The organism is Amycolatopsis sp. cg5 (genome assembly GCF_041346955.1).
GTDB lineage: Bacteria > Actinomycetota > Actinomycetes > Mycobacteriales > Pseudonocardiaceae > Amycolatopsis.
Map to the genome: position 1 here is coordinate 2,933,273 of NZ_CP166849.1, position 22,201 is coordinate 2,955,473.

Here is a 22,201-nt window from a genome sequence, read left to right on the forward strand (position 1 = left end):
CCACGCTAACCCAGCCCGCCAGTAACGCGGACCGGTCCGTCAGCGTCCCCGTTGCTGTGACGAGTCGTGACAGCGGGAGACGGCGTGGCATCGCCGTGACGGCGGGGCTGCTGCTGGTGACGGGCGGACTGGCCGTGGTGGCGATGGCCTGGCGGGGAGACAACGGCCTGCAGACCGCGGCGAACGTCGCCCAGGTGGTCTCGCTGGTGTTCGCCGTGCCCGCGCTGGTCGCGCTGTTCTGGCAACTGCGGCGTCCATCCGTACCCGCCGCGGCGCTGGCCGTGCGGCTGGCCGCCGCGAAAGAGGTACTCGCGGACGCGGTCGCGGCCCAGTGGCGTGACGAGGCCGTGCTCCGCTCACTCGACGACCCGGACCCGATGCCGATCCAATGGCAGGTCACGGCGCGCGGCGAGATCATGGACAACCCGGCGGGCATCAGCACCGAGCCGCTCATGCTGTTCACCGCGGCCAGCGACGAGATCGCCGAGCTGGCAGGCCGGTTCCGCGCGCTGCGGCGGCCACGCCTGGTCATCCTCGGCGCCGCGGGCACCGGCAAGACCACGCTGGCCGTGCAGCTGGTGCGGCACCTGCTCGCCACCAGGAAGCCCGAGCAGCCGGTGCCCGTGCTGGTGTCCGTCGCGGGCTGGGACACCGTCGCTCATCCACGGCTGCATCAGTGGATCAGCACCCGCCTCGCCCAGGACTATCCGGCGTTGCGCGCCCCCGAACTGGGTTCCGGCATGGCCGACGAACTCACCGTCCGCGCGCAGGTCCTGCCGGTGCTCGACGGGCTCGACGAACTCCCGGAGCACACGCGGGCCAACGTCATCGCGGCGCTCAACCGCTCACTCGGCGGCGACGATCAGCTGGTCCTCACCAGCCGCACCGAGGAGTTCGCCGACGCGGTCCGCGCGGTCGGCGACGTGGTGACCTCGGCGCTCGTCGTCGAACCCGATCCGCTCACCCCCGCCGCCGCGGCCGGCTATCTGCGGCGGTGCCTGCCGTCGGTCGCCGGCCCAGACTGGGAGAAGGTGTTGCGGGAGCTGCGAACCGGCGACCCCGGCTCGGCGTTGGCGTCGACCACCAGCACGGCGCTCGGGTTGTGGCTGATCCGCGCCGTGTACATCACCCCCGGCGCCGATCCCGTGACGCTGCTCGACGAGTTCGCCACGGCGGAGGACCTGCGCGCGCATCTGTTCGACCATCTCGTCGACGCGCTCGTCGCGACGCGTACGCCCAGCGACAATCCCGACGACCTGTTCCGGCCGCGGCGACACTACGACCCGGCGCAAGTGAACCACTGGCTGAGCTATCTCGCCACCTATCTCGCGGGCACGCGCGACTTCGCCTGGTGGCGGCTGGCCCGGCAGATCGGCGCCGTCGCCCGCTGGACGCGCTTGACGCTGGCGGCCGGGTTCGGTCTGTCGCTCGGGACGGGGGTCGGCGTGGCGTTCGGGTGGCCGCTGGGCCGCGTGTTCGGTCACTCGGTCGGCCTGACGAGCGGCCTCACCACGGGCGGCGCGGTGGCGGCGCTGGTCGGGCTCGTGGCGTGGTTTTCCGCTGGGCGATGGGCGGACGACGAACCCGGTTTCGCCGATCTCCGCTTACGAGGGCGGGCCGGTGGACTCGCTGTTTCGCTGGGCAAGACGACGTGGATCGCCCTGGCGGGCTTGATCGTCAGCCTCGCGATGCTCATCGGGCTGCGAGAGCTGCTGGAGGTGAGGGACGGCGTGGCCTTCGGTGGATTCGTGTATGTCGCCACCCTTTGCGTGGTCGGCTGGCTCGCTTTCAGGTTCACCGTCAACGTGATCACCTGGTCGGAAACCCCCAGCCAGACCAAGAAGTCCGGCACGCCATGGGAAAGCTGGCGGCGCGACCGGACGCTCACCGTGTTCCGCGTCGCCGCCGGTGTGCTGGTCGGCGGTGGCACGGCGGGCCTCTCGTTCGCGGTGATCGCCGGTCTGTCCAGCGGTGTCCGGACCGGCGTGCTGATCGGCTCGATCGCGGCGGCCATCTTCGGGCTCGCCGCCGGGTTGCTCGCCGTCTTCACCGGCCACCATCGCGCTTGGCCCGCCTATCTCATCGCCACCCGCAAGCTGGCGGACGAAGGCCTGTTACCGCGCGATCTCATGTCCTTTTTGGACGACGCGCACCGGATCGGCCTGCTGCGCGCGGTCGGTCCGATCTATCAGTTCCGCCACGCCGAATTCCAGGACCACCTAGCCTAGTTGCTTGTCGACGAAACACCATCGCCAAGTCTCGCCCGGCTCGAAGCTGCGCATGACCGGGTGCAGCGTGTCCTGGAAGTGCCGGGTCGCGTGCTTGCCGATGGACGAGTCGCAGCAGGCGACGTTGCCGCACTTGAGACACATGCGCAGATGGACCCAGGTCATTCCGTCCTCGACACAGGCCGCGCACTGGTCCTCCGACGACGGATCGACCTCGCGCCAAGCGTGGCCGAGGTGCTTGCACGACCCCGCGGTGGCCGCAGGCGTCCGAAGTTCCCTGTCCTCTGCCAAAGGAGCTTCCTCCTTCGCACGGTCCAACATGGACTCTTCGATGTCCAGTCGCTCCAGCACCCGCCGGAGCACCTCGTCGTCGGCCTTGCCCGCGTTGCGCGCCTCCACGAAGTACTTGCGCTCGGCCTCCATCATTTCCAGCCGCAGCCGCCGGTAGGCGCTGCTGGGCGTCTCCTCCAGAGATCCTTGTGTGCCAAGGCGTTCCCACGCCGAGTCGGTGCGATGCCGCATTCGGTCACGCAGCCGTTCGAGAACCTCGGGCGGGTCCTCCGGCCTCTTGGCTTCCTCCAGCTTGGCGAGCGCCGTGTGGGACATGGCGTTGATGAGCGCGGCCTCCTGCAGCGCGTCCTCGGCAGGATCGGGCGCGGGCAGCTTCAACTTGCGCACCAGCCAGGGGAGCGAACTTCCTTGCAGCACCAGCGTTCCGGCCACCACCACGAAAGCGGCCAGCACCAGCACGGCCCGCTGAGGCGTGTCGTCGGGCAGCACGAAAGCGGCCGCGAGCGTGACGACCCCGCGCATACCTGCCCAGGCGACGACCGCCGAGTACGACCACCGCCACGCCTTCAGCCGGAAAAGCCTTCGCGCCGACGCGATCCCGAACATCCACACCGCACGCGTCAAGATCGTCACCAGCAGGATCGCCGAGCAGATCACCGTCAACTGCCAGCCACTGAGGTCACCACGCGCGACCTCGGCGAGAATCGGCCGAACCTGGAGTCCGATCAGCAGGAAGACCATGTTCTCCAGCAGGAACTGGATCGTCTGCCAGTTCAGCTTGCTCGCCAGCCGCGACGACCCGGACAGCATTTCCGGCGCCTTGTGCCCGAGTATCAGCCCGGCGAGCACCACCGCCAGCACGCCGGAGCCATGGATCGCCTCGGCCGACAGGTAGGCGATGAACGGCACCGCCAGCGAGAGCGCGGTATCGGTGACCGCGTCTTCGAGCCGCGTCCGGATCATCGCCGCGACGAACCCGACCACCAGCCCGATCAGGATCCCCACCCCGGCGGCCCGCAGGAAGTCGCCCCCGATCTGCCACAACGTCACCGACCCCGCGATACCCGCGATCGCGGTCCGCAACGCCACCAGCGCCGCCGCGTCGTTCACCAGGCTCTCGCCCTCGAGCAGCCGCACGATCTTGCGCGGCATCCCCACCCGCCGCGCCACCGCCGTCGCCGCGACCGCGTCCGGCGGCGCGATGACCGCCCCGATCGCGAACCCGGCCGCCAGCGGCAACCCCGGTATCACCAGCCACGCGACGAACCCGACGGCCAGCGTGGTGAACGTGACCAGCCCGACGCTCAGCAGCGCGATCGGCCCCCGGTTCGCCCGGAAGTCGACCAGCGACGTCTGGATCGCGGTCGCGTACAGCAGCGGCGGCAGCAGCCCGAGCAGCACCACCTCCGGCACCAGATGCACCTCTGGCACACCCGGCAGGTACGAGACCGCCACGCCGACCGCGATCAAGCACAGCGGCTCCGGCCAGTCGAGTCTCCTGGCCGCCGTGGTGACCAGCAGAACGGCCACAACCAGCCCAACGATCAACGCCGCGATGTCCACGGCGTCATTGTCGCTGGTCAGTCCACCCGGGTCAGAGCAGCCCCAGCGCAGTGGCGAGCGGGCCGCTCAGCGTGTGCACGTAGGTGTTGGTCAGGTGGTTGTCGCGGTAGACGACGACGTTGCCGATCACCGCCGGGCAGGACGTGCTGTCGCAGACCCAGTTCGTCATGTCGACGACTCTGACGCCGTTGAGCCCGTCCGCGGCCTCGGCCAGCGGGTCACCCTCCGAAGGGAAGGCCGAATGCCGTCTGGTGTCGCAGGCGGCGGTGCGTTCGGTGTTCCGCTGCAGGCAGGGCGGCACGCTGAGCGCGGGCCGGGGGATCTCCCGGATGACCGCGACGGGGATGGCCGCCTCGCTGAGGCGGGTCAGCACCGTGCGGTAGCCCTCGACGAGCACCGACCGCGACGGCCAGGTCCACTCCAGATCCTCCACATAGGACTGCGGGGACATGGCCGCCGTGATCACCAGGTTCGGGCGCAGTGCGACGACCGAGTCCAGCGCGGTCTGGTTGAAGTCGGAGCAGTCGGTCAGCAGCACGCCTGCCTCGCTCGGCGCGTTCGCGGTGAACGGGCAGCCGTTGCGGACGACGACCTTGAGTCGCCAGTCCTGGTGCTTGCCGACGTAATCGGCGAGCGCCGTGCTGTACATCGCCGCGTGCGAGTCGCCGAGCAGCACGACGGTCTTCGTGGCTTGCGGATTGCCGTAGGCGCACGCGGAGCCGGTCAGCGAGTTCTTGAAGTCGTAGTTGGCGCAGCCGGGGCGGTCGAGCAGTGGGAAATCGTCACGGGCGATCGCCGGGTCGGGGACGATCGGGACGCCGGTCAGTACCGGGCTCGGGTCGACGGGGGCCAGCGCGAGGGCGCCGGGGTGCTTGTTCGTGAGCGCGGACCGGGCGGCCAGGTCGTCGAGCTTGGTCTGGCCCAGGTGCCAGGGAACGGTCGCCGCGACGACACTCGTCGCGACCATGGCCACGCCGATCAGGTAGGTGACGCGCCGCCGTTTCGGCTTGCGGAACGGGTCTTCGATGAACCGCTTGGACGCGGCCGCGAGCGCGACGCTCAGCGCGGCGGCGATCAGCACCTGGACGGCGCTCAGGTGGGTGTCGCCGGACTGCTCCAGCAGGAAGACGATGACCGGCCAGTGCCAGAGGTACAGGCTGTAGGAGATGTCGCCGATGTAGCGCAGTGGCGGCACGCTCAAGTACGGCGTGACTTCGGCGTAGGTGTGCTCGTCGCCGTCACCCGCGAGCAGGAGGGCGACCGTGCCGAGGGTCGGGATCGCGGCGATCCAGCCGGGGAAGGCCATGTCGGTCGTCAAGGTCATGGCCGAGACGAGAACGGCGGCGAGCCCACCCCACCCGAGCAGGAGCTGCGCGAGCCCGCCGAGGCGGAGACGGTGGAGCGCGATCGCGGCCAGCCCGCCGATGCCGAGTTCCCACATCCGGGTCGGCGTGATGAAGTACGCCGCACCGTGGTTGGCCGGGGTGAACAGCACCGAGAACGCGAACGACAGCACGCTCACGAGCACGACCGCGCCGAACGCCCAGCGTACCGGGTTCATGCCGCGCCGAGTCGCCAGTACGGCGCTGGCCAGCAGGATCAGCGGAATGACGAGGTAGAACTGCTCTTCGACCGCCAGCGACCAGAAATGCTGGACCGGCGAAGCCGTCGCGGTGGCGTGCGCGTAGTCGGCGGACAGGACCGCCAGCGTCCAGTTCTGGACGTTCAGCGCGGCCGAGACGACCTCGCGGAACACATCCGGCCAGCGGGAGAGCGGGGCCAGCAGCACGGTCGCGGCCACGGTGGCGAGCAGCACGGCTGTCGCGGCAGGTACCAGGCGGCGAAGGCGGCGAGCGTAGAACTCGAGCAGGCCGAGGCGACCGGTACGGCGGATTTCGCTGGTCAGCGTGCCGATGATCAAAAAACCCGAGATGACGAAGAAGACGTCGACACCCACAAAACCGCCAGGCAGCCAGGTGGGTCTGAGGTGGTAGAAGATGACCAGGCCGACGGCGAGCGCTCGCAGGCCCTGGATGTCGAGGCGCTGAGCCGTTTTGGCTCGCGGCCGAGTGGGTCCCTCAGCAGCCACTGGTTCGACAAGCAGCGACACCCTGTTACTCCTCGTGACTTAAAGGACCCAGCTTGGAGCAACAGGCGTCACTCGATGGAGGAACTTTAGACGACGCCTGGTGGACGCGGGATTCGCGGTTTCCTTTTGGTTGAATCGACCGTGTCCGACACGAGGGGGCAGCGATGAGCGAGTCGACACGGCCCGGGTATCCGGGGCAGCCGGATCGGCCCTGGCCACCGCCCGGATGGAAACCACGCCAGGACAACCGCGGGTTCGTGAAGAGCGAGTACGAACGGCCGGCCATACGGCTGCTCAAGCGGGCAGGCTGGGAGCCGGGTCGCTCGGTCGGGATCGCTGACGACCTGGGTGCGCTGGAGATGGCCGGATACGAGGTCTTTCCTGGTGCCATCGCCTTCCTGCGGGAGTACTCGGGCCTGTTTCTCGCCATTTCACGGCCGGGTGAACAGGATGCCGTCTGTTTCTCGGTGCGACTTGCCTGCAGGCAGACCGACCGCGGGCGGGTCGAGGTGCACTCCGAGCTGGCGGGAGTTCGCATGGTGCCCATCGGCCTGGTGCAGGTGGATCAAATGACCGTGCTGCTCGGCGAGGACGGGCAGTTCTACGGGGGATACGTCTACACCTTCGGCAAACTGGGGACGAGCCTGCTCGAGTTCATCGAGAACACGGTCCAAGGCAAAGGGTTCCTCACCGAGCCGTGATTGATCGTCCTTGATTCGAGGGTGGGCCATGTCTCTTGAGTACGAAGCCTGGTGCGCGGAAGAGCCTGACCTGTCGCGCGTCGCGCGCGTGACGACGCTGATCATGCGATCGGTGTTCATGCTCGGCGAGCACGAAACCCGGTGCACGCTGGAAGAACGTGATTCAGCGAGGTTCGATTGGGGAGATTCGGTGTTTTGCTTGGTCTCGAAGACGGGACCTGATTTCGCTGAAGACCCGCGATGCTGGACCTTGTTCGCGGAGTCCGGTTCGCGCGGCGAGGAAGTGCACGAGCTGTTGTCCCTTGCGGTGGTGGTGTCGGCGGGCGTAGCGCACGACGGTGTCGTCGTCGACGAGACGGGGAGACTGGCGAATAGGAAGATCAGGCCCATGGACCTCATCGGCCGGGTGACGAGGGCCGAGGCGCCGAGTGCCGGAGAGCTTCTTCGTCAGCTGCGTTCACAAGTGAGAACAGGGGGCCCGGGTGACTGAGAACCCGAACACGCCTCGGATGCGGCTTGGCTATCCGGGGCAGCCGGATACGCCAATGCCGGAGCCGCCGGTGAAACGGCAACTGCTGGAGGCGGAACTCCGAAAGATCGGCCTGGAAGGGATGATCCAGCCGGGCACGGAGTACGTGATCGACTATGGCACTGTCGTGGTGGCGAACATGCTGAGCATCTATCGGCGCCGGGGCAGGCGGATGGAGACGGAGTCGGATCTGGGGCGGTAGTGCCTGGTTCGGGGCTACCCGCTCTGGTTGAATCAGGTCAGCGACTTCGGGACAGCACGCCGCACTCTCCCCAGCTCGCTCCTTGGAAGCTTCCTGAACCACGGAGGATCTTTATGAGCTCGTCCAGAGTGCGGCTCGTGCTTGCTGCGCTGCTGCTGGCCACGTCGGTGCCGTTAGGCTCCGGGACCATGGCGGCAGCAGCTCCGGGACCGGTTCCGTTCAGCAGTCTCGTCCCGGCGCCGGCCAGCGCGGTCCAGACCAGTGGGGTGACCTACACGCTGCCGTCGAGTGTCGCGATCTCGACCGATGTGGCGGGCATCGGTGACCAGCTGGCCACGACGCTGCGGAAGTCGACCGGGTACGCCATTCCGGTGCACAACCCGCCCGTCGCCGACGGGATCCAGCTGTTGCTGTCCGGGGCTCCCGCGAGTGTGGGGGACCAGGGCTACCAGCTCGACGTGACCGCGAACGGGGTGACCGTGCGGGCGAACCAGGCGGCCGGGTTGTTCGCCGGGGCGCAGACGTTGCTGCAGCTCTTCCCGCCGCAGGCGCAGGGGAGCACCGTCACGGCCGGGCCGTGGAAGCTGACCGGGGGGAAGATCGTCGATCAGCCGCGGTTCGGGTACCGGAGCGCGATGCTGGATGTGGCGCGGCACTTCTTCACGGTCGCTCAGGTGAAGCGGTTCATCGATGAGATCGCGCGGTACAAGCTGAACTACTTCCACCTGCACCTGGCGGATGACCAGGGCTGGCGGATCATGATCAACGGCTGGGAACGGCTTGCCACCTATGGCGGCAGCACCCAGGTCGGGGGCGGGGCCGGCGGGTACTACACGCAGGCCGATTACGCCGACATCGTCGCCTACGCGCAGTCGAAGTACATCACCGTGGTGCCCGAGATCGACATGCCCGGGCACACCAACGCCGCGCTGGCTTCGTACGCGGAGCTGAACTGTGACGGCAAGGCTCGGCCGCTGTACACCGGGACCGATGTCGGGTTCAGCTCGCTGTGCACCTCGAAGGAGATCACCTACACCTTCCTGGACGCCGTGCTCGGGCAGCTCGCGGCGCTGACGCCCGGCCCGTACCTGCACATCGGCGGGGACGAGGCGCAGTCGACCAAGCCCGCCGACTACAAGGCGTTCATCAACCGGGTGCAGCAGATCGTGCTCAAGCACGGCAAGAAGCCGGTGGGGTGGCACGAGATCGCGAACGCGACGCCGGTCGCCGGTGCGGTCGCGCAGTTCTGGGACACGAACACGAGCAACACCGCCGTGGCCAACGCGGTCAAGAACAACGGCACCAAGGTGCTGATGTCGCCGGCGAACCGCGCTTACCTGGACATGAAGTACACGAGCAGCACTTCGCCGGGTAACGACTGGGCGGGCACGATCGAGGTCAAGAAGGCCTACGACTGGAACCCCGGCGCCTACCTGAGCGGGGTCGGGGAGTCGGCTGTCGCCGGTGTCGAAGGTCCCTTGTGGACCGAGACGATCAAGACCATGAGCGACATCGAGGTCATGGTGTTCCCCCGGCTGGTCGGGCTCGCCGAGCTGGGCTGGTCGCCGCAGAGCACGCACAACTGGACGGCGTTCAGCAAGCGGCTCGCGCAGCAGGGTCCTTTGTGGAAGCTGCTGGGCATCAAGTACTACAAGTCGCCTCAGGTGACCTGGCCGTCAGGATCGTAAGTGACGTTTGTTGATCGACAGCTCGCCGACGGGATCGTCCGTGGGGTGGAACGCGATGGTGTCCAGGTCTTCCTGGGCCTGCCGTATGCCGCGCCGCCCGTCGGCGGGCTGCGGTTTCGGGCCCCTCAAGCGGTAACGCCTTGGGCGGGGGTTCGGGACGCGCTCGAACCGCCGCCCATGGCGCCGCAGCCCGCGCTCACGGGCAAGGGGTTCGTCGGCAGTGAAGACTGCCTTTATCTGAACGTCTACGCGCCTGCGGCACCCGGGCACTATCCGGTGCTGGTGTGGATTCACGGCGGCGGTGCGGTGATGGGCTCGCCGAACCAGTTCGACGGGAGCGCGTTCGCGCGCGACGGCGTCGTCGTGGTGACCATCGCGTACCGGCTCGGGGTGCTGGGGATGTTGTATCGGCCCGACATCGCCGAGGTGAATCTGTCCACCTTGGACCAGGTCAAGGCGCTGGAATGGGTGCGGGACAACGTTTCCGCGTTCGGTGGTGATCCGGCGAGGGTGACGCTCGGCGGGCAGTCGAACGGCGGGCGGACCGTCGGGACGTTGCTCGCCGTGCCCGCCGCCGACGGGCTGTTCAAGCAGGCGATCATTCAGAGCGGTACCGGTGTCGGGTCCGTTGTGGACACTCCGGACCAGGCCGCGAAGGTCGCCGAAGCCGTGCAGGCCGAGGCTGGCGGGGACTTGCGTGAGTTGCCTGCCGAGCAGATTGTCGCCGCGCAGCAACGGGTCGGGGTCTCGTCGGGGACGATGGTGACCTACCGGGTGGTCGTCGACGGGACTGTGCTGCCTCGGCGGCCCGGTGAGGTGAAGGCCAAGGTTCCGGTGCTGATCGGGACCAACCATGACGAGCAGGACCTGTTCCACATGCTGACCAGGGGTGGCGCGAAGCTGCTCGGCAGCGGCTCGACCGTGCTGAATCCCGAAGAACTGGCCACGGCGCGGGCGGCTTACCGCGAGCTGTTGCCGGACTGGCCGGCGGAACTCGCCGAGCGGCACGCGTTCACGGCGGGGGACTGGTGGATACCGGCGATCAGGTTCGCCGAGGCGCAGGACCGTCCTGTGTGGATGTACCGGCTGGACTGGCGGATCATGCCGTTCGGCAAGGGGATGGGCGCGCCGCACATGCTGGACGTGGCGTTGATGTTCGACGACATCCGGAACGTGAACTGGCGGTACCTGTTCGGGGCGCGGACACCCGACTGGGAACGCCTGCAGGCCGTGGCGACCGAGATGCACACGGCTTGGGTCCGCTTCATCGCGAGCGGAAATCCCGGCTGGCCCGAGTACGTTCCAGAATCACGCACCACAAGGCTTTTCGACAATGAATCGTCCACTGTGGACGATCCTGATCGGGAACAGCGGCTTACCTGGGCGTTGGGGTCGTGAGTGGTATGGCCGGTTCTAACCGGCCATACCACTCACGAGCCTTTACGCGGTGATCTTGTCGACGTTGGGGCCACCGTTGGCGGTGGTGGCCACCGCCTTGATCTTGTTGACGCCCGCGTTGAGCTGGACCGTGACCGTCTTGGTCACCCAGGTCGTCCACGCGCCGGTGCCGGGGAACGAGACCCCCGACGACACCACCGTGCCGTTGACCGAGATGTCCATCGGCCGGTTGGCCGTGGTCCCGTTCGCGAACCGGAACACCACGTTCGCGGTGCCCGCCGCCGCGGCGTTGACCGTCCACTCGACCGAGCTGCCGACCGCGTTGTCGTAGTTGACGAACCCGCTGCCGGTGAACCCGGCGTGGTTCGACTCCACGACGCCGCTCACGATCGTCGCGTCCTCGGCCTGGTAGTCCACCGGCGTGCCGGGGTTACCACCGGGGCTGGTCTTCGCCTTGACCTCCGCGCTGTACGCGGACACGTTGCCCGCCGCGTCCTTCGCGCGCACCGTGAAGCCGTACTCGGTGTTGGCCGCGAGACCGTTCGCGATGAAGGTCGTGCCGGAGGTGCTGCCCGCCGGGGCGCCGTTCACCGAGATGTCGTAACCGGTGACACCCACGTTGTCCGTCGAGGCGTTCCAGGCCAGCGCGACGCTGGAGGACGTCACGCCGGTGCTCTGCAGCCCACCGGGCACGGTCGGCGCCTGCTGGTCGCCACCGCCGCCGCCACCGGCCGGAACCGTCTGCGTGGCGGTGTTGTAGCCGGTGACGCGCACGGACGGCGAGCCGCCCTTGAGGTCGGCCGTGCGGTAGGTCGCGGTGAGCGTGGTCTGCTCGCCGGGCCACAGGCTGACCGCGTTGTCGTCCCACTGGATCGGCAGCACCGGGGTGCTGCCCACGACCACGTGGGCGTCCAGGTAGAACGCCGGCGTCTTGCCGGTGCCGGTGTTCTTCACGGTGACCTTGGTGGTGGTCGTGTCACCCGAGGTGGTCGAGCTGGCGCTCGCGGAGACCGAGGTCTGCGCCAGCGAGCTCAGGCCGGTCAGGTTCGCCGACGCCGACATCGGGGTGTAGTACCAGTCGGTGCCGCCCCAGTTCAGCGCGTCCTGGGTGCCGGAGGAGAGCCAGTAGACGTTGCGGCTGACTTCCTTGCCCGACGAGTCGGTGAGCACCAGCTTCGCCAGGTACGTGGTCGACAGGCCGCTGACCGACGGGATGGTCAGCGCGGTGGCCTTGCCGCCGTCACCGGGTACCGACACGTTCGCGTTCTGGCTGAACTTCTCGGTGCCGTCGGTGTTGTACAGCTTGACCGAGGCGGTGAGCCCGCTCGCGGTGCCGTGGTTCTTGTTGATCACCACGACCGACTTGTTGTCGTACGAGTACTGGATGTGGACCGGCTCGTTGGCCTTCTTGGCGCCGTAGTAGCTGCCGCCCTGGTCCATGTAGCGGTCGAACAGCTGCCAGTGCAGCGAGGTCCAGCCGCTGTTGAGCATCCAGTAGATCAGGCCCGTCGAGGGGTTCGACGAGTCGGTGAAGTTCCGCGCGTGCGACTCGTACTCGGCGCGGATGTTCTCGTACTGCGCCAGCTGCGCCTTCTTCACCCATTCCTGCAGGCTCGACGAGCTGCCGTAGCGGCTGTTGAGCGCGTTGCCGAACAGCTTCAGGTTGGCGAAGGTCGACGACTGCGAGCGGTGGTACTGCGCGGTCGACGGGCTCTTCCACATGGTGTCGAGCTCGCTCGCCGACATCATCCGGTTCAGCGTGTCCATCGTCGGGATGTCGACGCCTGCGCTGGTCTCGGAGTTGAAGCCCCACGCGCCACCGGAGTCGGCGTGCGCCTTGTCGTACCAGTACACCGGCGGCACGTAGTCGTACGGGCCGTTCATCTTCATGCCGGAGCTGCCCAGCTGCGGCGAGGACTTCGCCGAGGCAGCCGGGATCACCGGGACGGTGAAGTCGGCCGCGTTGATCGCGTCCAGGTACTCCTTCTCGATGGTGCCGTTCGGCGCGAAGTCACTGCCGATGTGGAAGGAGATGACGCTCGGGTTGTTGCGCAGGCGCTCGGCCTCGCCGGTCATCGAGAGCTTCGCGGTCACGTGGTCGGCCGCGGTCCAGGCCTGGCCGTTCTCGCCGCCGCTGCCGCCTTCCCACTTGTCGCAGCATTCCCAGCCGGGCATGGTCAGCACGCCCATCTCGTCGGCCATGTCGAAGAACTCGTCCGGCTCGATGTGGCCTTCCAGGCGGACCGTGTTCATGCCCATGTTGAGCACGTAGGCGAGCCGGTCCCTGGCCGTGACCGGGTCCCAGCGCAGGAACAGGTCGGGCGAGTAGCCGCCGCCGAGGATGAGCAGCGGGCGGAAGTTGATCGTGTACAACCGGCCCTTGTCCTTGATCGGGGCCTTGATGTCACGCACGCCGAAGCGGTCAGACGCGACGTCCGAAGCCGCGCCCGCGACGCTCGCGGTCAGGTTCAGGTCGTACAGGTGCTGGCCGCCCATGCCGGCGGGCCACCAGACGTCCGGGTTGTCGATGCCGACCGAGCCGAACGTGACGGTCTTCTTCTCCTTGGCTGCCAAGGAGACGTTCTGGCTGATCGCGACGCCGGCGACCGTGCCGGACACCGTCGCGGTGACCGCGGCGCTCGAGTCGTTGCGGACGTCGACCTTGGTGGTCAGGTCCGCGTGCCCGAGGTTCGTGGCCAGCTTGGTGTTGACGTGCGCGCCGCGCAGCGCGACGGGGCCGCTGCGCCGGACGAGCAGGTCACGCACGATGCCCATGTTCTGGTCCGGCGGGGTCTGCGCCCAGTCGATCCAGCCCATGGTCAGGTCGGCGTTCGGGTTGTTCGGGTAGATCTTCAGCGCGATCGCGTTCGAGCCCTGCTTCACCTGCGCGGTGATGTCGAGGTCGTGGCGGGTGTACGCGCCCCTGACCTGAGCCGAGTCCGCCACCTTCGTGCCGTTGACCCAGACGTCCGCCCTGGACAGCACGCCGGAGAAGTCGAGGTAGGTGCGCTTGTCGGTCGAGTCCACGTTCAGGTCGGCGCGGTACCACCACGGCACCGAGAAGTCCGCCTTGTTGACGTTCTTCATGTTGGTCGAATAGAACGGGTCGGGGTACTTGCCGTTGGCGAGCAGGCCCGCGTAGACCGTCGACCGGGACGAGACCGGCACCCAGCCGCTCGTCGGGAACCCCGGCTTGGTCACTGCGGAGTCGTCGCTGACCTTGGAAGAGGACTGGATGAGGTAGCCGGGGATGGCGGTCGCGGTTCCCGCGTCCGCGGCCACGGACAGTGTCGTGGCCGAGGCCGTCTGGCCGGTGGCTGACGGGACGGCGGCCACGCCGCAGACGGCGGTGACGAGCGTCGTCACCGCCAGTAACCGAATCGGGGTTCGAGAGAATCTCTGCCGGAACTTCACGAGCGCGCCTCCTCAGGCACACGGCGGCGGGGGACCTGGGACATCTGAGCGTGGGAGCCTATTGTTAGGAAAGTTCCCTAACAATTGCCTGATGCTAGACCTCGGCAGGAGGTCAGACAATGCTTGACATGCGGCTGATCGCATGACTGTGTTCGGCGCCGCCGGGCTCCCGGTGAGCGGGACAGGCCGGGAGGCGGAGTGCTTGACCGGTCCGTTTCCCAGTGTCTAGGGTGGCGCTGAAAGCGCTTTCTCGGCAGTGTGGCAATCGGGGAAACGGAGCGCGATGGTGGCTCGGATCGACGACCTGACCAGGCAGAAGCCGCCCGCGCCCGCGCGCGCCGGGCAGACCGGCCGGTTCGGTGCGTTCGCCAGGCGGAGCTGGCCTCCGGTGGCGCTGCTGGTGGCCTGTTTCGTGCTCTGGTGGGCGGTCACGGCGGCCGGTCTCGTCAAGCCTTATCTCGTTCCGTCACCGGCTGACACGCTCCGTGTCATCCTCGACAAGCCCGGCTACTTCGGCTTCCACACCTGGGTGACCACCTACGAGACCGTCCTGGGCTTCGGGATCGCGATCGTGGTCGGCGTGCTCGCCGCGGTGCTGATGGTCTCCTCGCCCGCCGTCGAGAAGACGGTCTACCCGCTGCTGCTGTTCGCACAGGTCATCCCGAAGATCGCCATCGCGCCGCTGTTCGTCGTGTGGCTCGGGTTCGGGCTCACCCCGAAGATCTTCGTCGCCGTGCTGATGGCGTTCTTCCCGGTGGTGATCTCGATGGTCACCGGGCTCAAGTCGATCGACCCGGAGATGCTGCAGCTCTCGGCCACCATGGGGGCGGGCCGGGGCCAGACCTTCCGCAAGATCCGGTTCCCCGCTTCGCTGCCGTATCTGTTCTCCGGGCTGAAGATCGCCGCGACGCTCGCCGTCACCGGCGCGGTGGTCGGCGAGTTCGTCGGCGCCAACGCCGGGCTCGGCTACGTCATCCTGCAGGCCAACGGAAACCTGGACACGCCGGTGCTGTTCGCCGGGCTGTTCATCATGTCGCTGCTCGGCGTCGTGCTGTTCGTGCTGGTGGAGGTGCTCGAGCAGTTCTTGCTGCCCTGGCACGTGAGCCGCCGCGCGGACACCGCCGCCGTCGCCACCATCTGAAGGGAAGACCGATGAAGCTCCGCGTGTTCACAGTGGCCTTGCTGGCGTTGACCGCCGCCTGCGCGCCCTCGGTCGAGCCTTCGAAGGAGTCCACCGGTGACGGGCTCGACAAGGTCACCCTCACGCTCAACTGGTACCCGTACGGCGAGCACGCGCCCTTCTACTACGGCAAGAAGAAGGGCATCTTCGCCAAGCACAAGATCGACCTGAACATCCAGGCCGGGCAGGGCTCGCAGAAGACCGTGCAGGTGACCGGCGGCGGGCAGACCGACTTCGGCTGGGCGGACACGTCCGCGCTGCTCGGCGGGGTCGGGCAGGGCATGCCGGTGAAGAGCGTCGGGGTGTTCCTGCAGAAGACGCCGTCCTCGGTGCAGTTCTTCACCGACAAGAACATCACCAAGCCCGCCGACCTCAAGGGCAAGACCATCGCGTCCACCGCGGGCGACGCGCTGACGAAGACGTTCCCGATCTTCTTGAAGGCCAACGGGATGAGCGAGAGCGACGTCGTCATCCAGAACACCGACGCGGCCGGCAAGATCGCCGCGGTGCTCGCGAGCAAGACCGACGCGCTGCTCGGCTACGCCACCGACCAGGGCCCCACGATCGCCGAGAAGGCGGGAAAACCGGTTTCCTCGCTGAAGTACGCCGACTTCGGGCTGAGCTACTTCAGCAACGGCCTGGTGGCGCAGGACAAGACGATCGCCGACCGCAAGGATCTCGTGCGGCGCATGGTCGCGGCGACCACCGAGGCGTGGACGGCGGCGAGCGGCGACGTGCCCGGCGCGGTCGAGGCCATGGCGGGCGCGTCCGAGCAGCTGCCGTCGCCGAAGGTGCTCACGGACCAGTTCAACGCCACCATTCAGCTGCTGCACACCGACGCGACCAAGTCGATGCCGCCGGGCGTCAACGACGAGTCCGACTGGAAGAAGACGATCACCGTGTTCGCGGACGCCGGCCTGATCAAGACCGCGGAGGCGCCGTCGAAGTACTGGGACGCCAGTTTCGCGGTGAAGGGATGAGCATGACGGCCAGCCGGGTGGCGGACCTGGTGTCGCTGGCGGACGTCGGCGTTTCCTTCCGTACCAAGCGAACCGACGTCACCGCGCTGCGCGATGTCTCGTTGTCGGTGCAGCCGGGTGAGTTCGTGTCGATCGTCGGGCCGTCCGGCTGCGGCAAGTCGACGCTGCTGAAACTGGTGTCCGGGCTGCTCCGGCCGTCCAGCGGAACGGTGTCGCTGCTGGGCTCGCCGGTCGAAGGCCCGCGCCGCGACGTCGGCTACGTGTTCCAGCGCGCGGCGCTGCTGGAATGGCGGTCGGCCCGCAAGAACATCCTGCTGCAGGCGGAAATGCGCCGCCTGCCCGCCGCGGAAGCGCGCCGCCGCACCGACGAGCTGATCGAGATGACCGGGCTCACCGGATTCGAGGACGCCTACCCGCACGAGCTTTCCGGCGGCATGCAGCAGCGGGTGGCGCTGTGCCGCGCCTTGCTGCACAAGCCGCCGGTCCTGCTCATGGACGAGCCGTTCGGCGCGCTGGACGCGTTGACCCGCGAGCACATGAACGTCGAGCTGCGGCGGATCTGGGCGGAGACCGGGACGACCGTCCTGCTGGTGACCCACTCGATCGCGGAGGCGGTGTACCTGGCGAACCGGGTGGTCGTGATGACCGCGCGGCCGGGCACGATCGAGGAGATCATCCCGGTCGAGCTGCCCGCCGAGCGGGACTACGTGCAGACGGTCTCGGAGCCCGAGTTCGCGCGCGTGACGGCGCGCGTCCGAAAACTGCTCGGCGCGGCATCGGCGGCTGACTAGCGGTCGTGAGTGTTGCGGGTGCGAGGGCTGAAGCGAGGGGACCCCTCAGTGCGTGTGTCGCACCCAGGGGTCCCCTCGCCCCCGGTTCGACCGGCGCCTTCGCGACCACACGAACGGACGTGTCCGAACACCAACACGCCACAGTCGCCCTGCGGATCAATAGAACCGGCCGCAACGCGCACGACCCCCCAGCACCCCGGCCGCTTGCCCGCGCTTCACTGACAGTTCATTTTCGGCGGCCAACCTCACGGGGCCGCCGGTGCGTGCGTTGGTCGTCCGAATTGTTCCGACCGACGGAGGATCATGAAGAACACAGCGAAGGCGGCGTTCGTCGCTCTGGGTGTCTCGGCCGTCAGCCTGCTGCTGACCCAGCCGGCGTCCGCGAACTCCTTCACCGCCAGCACGCAGGGCGGCACCGCGCAGTACGACGACGGCGGCGACCGTTTCTGCGTCCACGCCTACGATTCCGAAGGGGCACGCTGGATCAAGGCCACGGTGAAGCCGCTCAACGGCGTTGGGCCCACGTTGTCGTTGTCGGACAACAACAACAGCACGGGCAACGACTGCGGCAGCCTGGCGACCGCGTACGAGGACACCAAGTATCGCGCGACCATCACGGCGTACTGGGGCGAGACCGGCACCGTCACCAGCAAGACGGTGGACTTCTTCAGCTGATCTCGGTGGCGCGGCCTGCCGGGGCACCCGGCGGGCCGCGTCGCGTCACGGAGCCACGAGGTCGCCGGCGAGCAGGTCCAAGAGGAGCCCGTCGTGCCAGGTGCCGTCCGGCCCGCGCTCGTAGCGCCGCATCACGCCGACCGGTTTGAAGCCCAGCCGTTTGTACACCCGGATCGCGGCCTCGTTCGACGCGGCGGGTCGATCACCAGCCGGTGATGGCCGCGTTGCTCCAGCAGGAACGCGGCGAGCGTGTGGATGGCGTCGGCGCCGATGCCGCGGCCCTGGAAGTCCGGGTGCACGGCGATGTCGATGCCCGCGTGCCGGTACTGCGGGTCGTCCTCCTCGAAGGCGAGGATGATGCCCGCGGTCTCGTCGGCCACGTCGATCGCGAAGCAGGTGGTGTCCTCGTCGGCGTCGAGCAGGTAGGCGACCTGCTCCGCGACACCCTCCTCGGCGTCGCCCCACCAGCGGGCGACTTCGGGGTGACCCAATATCTCCTGGAACCGGGTCGCGTCGGAAGCGCCTGCGGGGCGGAGGCTGACTTTGCCGCCGAAGAGGGGCTTGTCGGTCACAGTCATCGGTGTCTCCTACCGTGCTGTTGGTCCTGACGCGATCAGCTTGCCTCCCGGATTGTTCCGACGCCAGGTCAATCCCCGCTTAGGCTGATGGAAATCCGGAACGTGCCGACGCGGACACGATCCGCTTCCCACCGGACAGCGGCTAGCCAGCGCTCCGAATTCCCATTTAGGCTCGATGGACACCTGCCGGGGGACTAGTGGAAATCGAGGGGATCTTTTTGCGCGCACCATTCAAGCGGGGCCTGCTGGCCGCCGCTCTCATCACCATGTCCATGACCACGCCAGCCTGGGCAGATGATGGTCCTGACCTGCGGTTCAGTGCCACATTCGCGGACCAGGCCTACTTTGTCGGCGAGACCGTGCCGATCAAGGTGAACGTCACCAATGTGGGTAATAAAACCGCCACCGGGGCCAAGGGGAAGTACACCAATATCTCGGGTTCCAGTCCTTTCATTCCGACATCCGAGTGGCGTGAGTTCAATCCCGGTGGCATCGGCGCGACGGTCGCGCCAGGGCAGACGAAGTCGTTCACCATGGTGGCGCGGCTGAACAGTTTCAACGGTGGCGACGCCACGTTCAAGCTCGCGGTCTCCACCGCGGGCGAGCTGACGCCGGACGACAACGCGGCCACGTTGACCATCGCGATGGTCTCGCCGTACACCAGGGCTGTGGTCGACGGCACGCTGTTCGGCGACGAAGACCGCGACGGCGTGCTCGACCCCGGTGAGGAACTGGCCGACACCGCGGTCCAGATCCGGAACAACTACAGCGGCTCGTTCAAAGAGGTCCGGACCGACGCGCACGGCTGGTTCAGCTTCACCAACGTGGCCGCTCAGCGCTACACGCTGGCCTTCAAGTCGCCGGGCTGGGCCAACGTCCAAAAGCAGCTGCGCGTGGACGGGTCGGACCGGACGACGAACCTGCAGGTCAGGACCGTCCGGTCACTGGAGGGGACGCTCGTGCCGAAGGTCGAATTCCACGAGAACCGGTACCGTCCCGGCGACACCGCGCAGGTGTCGATCTGGCTGGCCAACACCGGCAGGTTCGACCTTCGCGGAGTCCGGGCCGGGTGCGACCTCAACTGGGACGATTCCCATCTGCTCGGCTCGGACGATCCCGCTCACTGGGGTGTGCTGGCGCGGAGTGGGCCCGGGGCGACCATCGCGGCGGGTGAGGTCAAAGCGTTCGAGGTGACCGGGATCGTGCCCGACGCGGCGTTCGACACCGGGTCCGTGCTCCTTACGTGCGGTTTCGGCGACCACTTCGAGTTCTCGGACACCTTCCCGGTCGTCGAGGCGTCGGCGCGGGTGGGGGCCTAGGGCGTTTCCGGGCGGTCGAGGATGCGGAGCCAGCTGCCGTCGGCCTGACGGCGGGCGATCTGCACTCGGCCGCCCGTGCCGTCCGAAGGCCGGGTCGAGGTCATCGCGAGGTCGCCGTAGTACAGGGTCGGCAGCGGCTCCTCGACCTTGAACTCGGGCTTCGCGGCGATGAGCTGCTCGAACACGGCGCGGATCGCGTCGCGTCCGACGGTCTCCTTGCCCGGCGGGAAGGCCATGACGGCGTCGGGGGCGTAAAGGTCGGCGATACCCGCCGCGTCCCCGGCGTTGACCCGCTCGACGATCAGGCGGGCGAGGTCTTCAGGGGTTTTCGCTGTCTTGGTCATGGCACAAGCCTGCCGCCGATCGAGCTAGAAGTCCAAGAGCTAGATCGACTGGTTGCTAGAATCAACGCTTATGGAACTTCGGCAGCTCGAGTACTTCGTCGCCGTCGCGGAAGAAGCGAACTTCACCCGTGCGGCCGAGAAGGTGCACGTCGCCCAGCCCGGTGTGAGCGCGCAGATCCGCCGTCTCGAACGGGAACTGGGGGAGACGCTGTTCGACCGGTCCGGCCGCTCGGTCACGCTCACCGAGGCGGGCGCCGCGGTCCTGCCGTACGCGCGGGCGGCGTTGGAGGCCGTCGCCGGCGCGAAGCAGGCTGTCGACGAGCTGACCGGGTTGCTGCGCGGCCGGGTCGCCGTCGGCATGGTGACCTCGTGCCGCGCCGGCGACCTGCCCGATCTGCTCGCCGACTTCCACAAGAACCATCCGGCCGTCGAGATCACGTTGTCCGAAGCCAATTCCGACGTGCTCGTCGCGTCGCTGCTGGCCGGTGAACTCGACCTCGCGCTGATCGGCTCGGTCACCGGATCGGTGCCAGGACTGGAAACCTCGATCGTCACCGACGAGCCGATCGTGGCGGCCGTGTCGCGTGCGGACTCGTTCTCCGACCGCGCGACGGTTCCGCTCGCGGGACTGAAAGACCGGTCGCTCATCTGCCTGCCGAAGGGGACCGGCATGCGCGCGGCGCTCGACGAAGCCGCCGCGGTGGCCGGGTTCGAACCGCGGATCGCCTTCGAGGCCAGCGATCCCGGCGTGCTCGCCGATCTGGCCGGCCGCGGGCTCGGCGTGGCCATCCTGCCGTCGTCCTTGGCGGAAACCCGACGCGACCTGCACTCGATGTCGATCACCGAACCGGGCCTGCGCGGCACGCTCGCACTCGCCTGGCGTGCGGAAGGACCACGGGGTCCGGCGGCCCGCGCATTGATCTCCCACGCCCGCTCGCCACACGCCGGTTCCCCGATCGCCTCAAATCGTTAACACTATCGAGTGAATTTCTGTGGCAATCTCACCCCGACCTGTCACACGGGGAGAGGACGCCGCTCATGCCGGTTCGTCGCTGGAAACCGTTGTCCCTGCTAGTGGCCACCGTCGTCGGGGTGGTCGTCACGCTTCAGCTGACCACCAGCGCGACCGCCGCGACCCCGCTCACCGTCACGCAGGCGATCGCGCAGCAGGGCACGGCGAGCGCCACCGTCCGCGGTTACGTCGTCGGCCAGCCGACCGCGACCACCACGGTGATCCGCTCGAACTTCCCCAACGACTACGCGCTCGCGCTCGCCGACAGCGCGGCCGAGACGAACACGTCGAAGATCCTCTACGTCCAGATCACCACGGGTTTCCGTGCGCAGTACGGCTTGCAGAGCAACCCCGGCCTGATGGGCAAACAGCTCGACGTGACGGGCAAGCTCGCCGCCTACTTCTCGCACCCGGGCCTCACCTCGCCGACCGCGTTCGCGCAGGTCACCGGCACGCCGCCGAGCAGCACCACGACCACGACCCCGCCGACGACCACGACGAGCAGCCCTCCGACCGACAGCTACTACCAGAACGCGCTCGGCAAGACCGGCCCCGCGTTGCGCGCGGCGTTGCACCAGATCATCAGCAACAACACCAAGGTCAGCTATGACCAGGTGTGGGACGCGCTGAAGGCGACCGACCAGGACCCGGCGAACCCGAACAACGTCATCCTCGTCTACAGCGGCCGTTCGCAGAGCAAGAGCAGCAACGGCGGCGGCGTCAACGACTGGAACCGCGAGCACGTCTGGGCCAAGTCGCACGGCGACTTCGGCACCGCGACCGGCCCCGGCACCGACCTGCACCACCTGCGCCCCGAAGACGTCTCGGTCAACTCCGACCGCGGCAACAAGGACTTCGACATGGGTGGCAGCCCGGTTTCGGAAGCGCCGGGCAGCTACACCGATGCCGACTCCTTCGAGCCGCGCAACGCGGTCAAGGGCGATGTCGCGCGGATGATCTTCTACATGGCGCTGCGCTACGACGGCGGCGACGGCTTCGCGGACCTGGACGTCGACGACACGGTCAACAACGGCAGCGCGCCGTACATCGGCAAGGTTTCGGTGCTCAAGCAGTGGAGCCAGCAGGACCCGCCGGACGCCTTCGAGAAGCGCCGCAACCAGGTCATCTACGACACCTACCAGCACAACCGGAACCCGTTCATCGACCACCCCGAGTGGGTCGCCGCCCTCTGGGGCTGAACCCCGCACCCCGGGGTCGT

18 protein-coding genes are annotated in these 22,201 nt (G+C 67.9%); 13 read left to right on the forward strand and 5 right to left on the reverse strand.

Features of this window, described 5'->3' with window-relative positions:
• Positions 1–56: 56 nt before the first annotated feature.
• The gene (locus AB5J62_RS13445) at positions 57–2,228 is read left to right on the forward strand and encodes an NACHT domain-containing NTPase (RefSeq protein WP_370948542.1); all 2,172 of its coding nucleotides are present in this window, start codon (positions 57–59) and stop codon (positions 2,226–2,228) included.
• Here the strand turns inward: AB5J62_RS13445 and AB5J62_RS13450 are convergent.
• Positions 2,220–4,082, reverse strand: a complete 1,863-nt coding sequence (locus AB5J62_RS13450) for a Na+/H+ antiporter (RefSeq protein ID WP_370948543.1) — start codon at positions 4,080–4,082, stop codon at positions 2,220–2,222. The two genes, AB5J62_RS13445 and AB5J62_RS13450, sit on opposite strands and share 9 nt — an antisense overlap.
• A 31-nt stretch (positions 4,083–4,113) precedes the next feature.
• Positions 4,114–6,192 carry an acyltransferase family protein gene (locus AB5J62_RS13455; RefSeq protein ID WP_370948544.1) on the reverse strand — a complete coding sequence of 693 codons (2,079 nt, stop codon included), beginning with the start codon at positions 6,190–6,192 and terminating at the stop codon, positions 4,114–4,116.
• Between the two features lie 143 nt (positions 6,193–6,335).
• Here AB5J62_RS13455 and AB5J62_RS13460 point away from each other — a divergent pair, with 143 nt between their 5' ends.
• From AB5J62_RS13460 to AB5J62_RS13480, 5 genes are all read left to right on the forward strand, one after another.
• Positions 6,336–6,872: an SUKH-3 domain-containing protein gene (locus AB5J62_RS13460; RefSeq protein WP_370948545.1), complete on the forward strand. Its 537-nt coding sequence runs from the start codon at positions 6,336–6,338 to the stop codon at positions 6,870–6,872.
• Positions 6,873–6,900: 28 nt separating this feature from the next.
• Complete coding sequence (locus AB5J62_RS13465; RefSeq protein ID WP_370948546.1) at positions 6,901–7,362, forward strand: hypothetical protein; 462 nt, start codon at positions 6,901–6,903, stop codon at positions 7,360–7,362.
• A gap of 70 nt (positions 7,363–7,432) precedes the next feature.
• Positions 7,433–7,603, forward strand: coding sequence for a hypothetical protein (locus tag AB5J62_RS13470; RefSeq protein ID WP_370948547.1), 171 nt, complete (start codon positions 7,433–7,435; stop codon positions 7,601–7,603).
• Between the two features lie 113 nt (positions 7,604–7,716).
• Entirely contained in the window at positions 7,717–9,291 is a 1,575-nt protein-coding gene (locus AB5J62_RS13475) for a beta-N-acetylhexosaminidase (RefSeq protein ID WP_370948548.1), read from the forward strand.
• Positions 9,292–10,689, forward strand: a complete 1,398-nt coding sequence (locus AB5J62_RS13480) for a carboxylesterase/lipase family protein (protein ID WP_370948549.1) — start codon at positions 9,292–9,294, stop codon at positions 10,687–10,689.
• Positions 10,690–10,731: 42 nt separating this feature from the next.
• Here the strand turns inward: AB5J62_RS13480 and AB5J62_RS13485 are convergent, their stop codons facing one another.
• The gene (locus AB5J62_RS13485; protein WP_370948550.1) at positions 10,732–14,103 is read right to left on the reverse strand and encodes a carbohydrate-binding protein; all 3,372 of its coding nucleotides are present in this window, start codon (positions 14,101–14,103) and stop codon (positions 10,732–10,734) included.
• A gap of 283 nt (positions 14,104–14,386) precedes the next feature.
• Between AB5J62_RS13485 and AB5J62_RS13490 the strand changes: the two genes are divergently transcribed.
• From AB5J62_RS13490 to AB5J62_RS13505, 4 genes are all read left to right on the forward strand, one after another.
• Positions 14,387–15,244, forward strand: coding sequence for an ABC transporter permease (locus AB5J62_RS13490; protein ID WP_370948551.1), 858 nt, complete (start codon positions 14,387–14,389; stop codon positions 15,242–15,244).
• Positions 15,245–15,255: 11 nt separating this feature from the next.
• Positions 15,256–16,263 carry an ABC transporter substrate-binding protein gene (locus tag AB5J62_RS13495; RefSeq protein ID WP_370948552.1) on the forward strand — a complete coding sequence of 336 codons (1,008 nt, stop codon included), beginning with the start codon at positions 15,256–15,258 and terminating at the stop codon, positions 16,261–16,263.
• Positions 16,260–17,054, forward strand: coding sequence for an ABC transporter ATP-binding protein (locus AB5J62_RS13500; RefSeq protein ID WP_370948553.1), 795 nt, complete (start codon positions 16,260–16,262; stop codon positions 17,052–17,054). The genes AB5J62_RS13495 and AB5J62_RS13500 overlap by 4 nt, the downstream gene beginning before the upstream one ends.
• 303 nt (positions 17,055–17,357) lie before the next feature.
• Entirely contained in the window at positions 17,358–17,729 is a 372-nt protein-coding gene (locus AB5J62_RS13505) for a hypothetical protein (protein WP_370948554.1), read from the forward strand.
• Positions 17,730–17,860: 131 nt separating this feature from the next.
• On the opposite strand, the gene AB5J62_RS13510 is transcribed toward AB5J62_RS13505, so the two are convergent.
• Complete coding sequence (locus AB5J62_RS13510) at positions 17,861–18,307, reverse strand: GNAT family N-acetyltransferase (protein WP_370948555.1); 447 nt, start codon at positions 18,305–18,307, stop codon at positions 17,861–17,863.
• Positions 18,308–18,525: 218 nt separating this feature from the next.
• On the opposite strand from AB5J62_RS13510, the gene AB5J62_RS13515 reads away from it, so the two are divergent.
• Positions 18,526–19,626 carry a carboxypeptidase regulatory-like domain-containing protein gene (locus tag AB5J62_RS13515; RefSeq protein WP_370948556.1) on the forward strand — a complete coding sequence of 367 codons (1,101 nt, stop codon included), beginning with the start codon at positions 18,526–18,528 and terminating at the stop codon, positions 19,624–19,626.
• On the opposite strand, the gene AB5J62_RS13520 is transcribed toward AB5J62_RS13515, so the two are convergent.
• Positions 19,623–19,970: an SgcJ/EcaC family oxidoreductase gene (locus tag AB5J62_RS13520; protein WP_370948557.1), complete on the reverse strand. Its 348-nt coding sequence runs from the start codon at positions 19,968–19,970 to the stop codon at positions 19,623–19,625. The two genes, AB5J62_RS13515 and AB5J62_RS13520, sit on opposite strands and share 4 nt — an antisense overlap.
• 70 nt (positions 19,971–20,040) lie before the next feature.
• Here AB5J62_RS13520 and AB5J62_RS13525 point away from each other — a divergent pair, with 70 nt between their 5' ends.
• Both AB5J62_RS13525 and AB5J62_RS13530 read left to right on the forward strand, forming a co-directional pair.
• The gene (locus tag AB5J62_RS13525; protein WP_370948558.1) at positions 20,041–20,943 is read left to right on the forward strand and encodes a LysR family transcriptional regulator; all 903 of its coding nucleotides are present in this window, start codon (positions 20,041–20,043) and stop codon (positions 20,941–20,943) included.
• A 65-nt stretch (positions 20,944–21,008) separates the two neighbouring features.
• Entirely contained in the window at positions 21,009–22,181 is a 1,173-nt protein-coding gene (locus tag AB5J62_RS13530) for an endonuclease (RefSeq protein ID WP_370948559.1), read from the forward strand.
• Positions 22,182–22,201 lie beyond the last annotated feature (20 nt).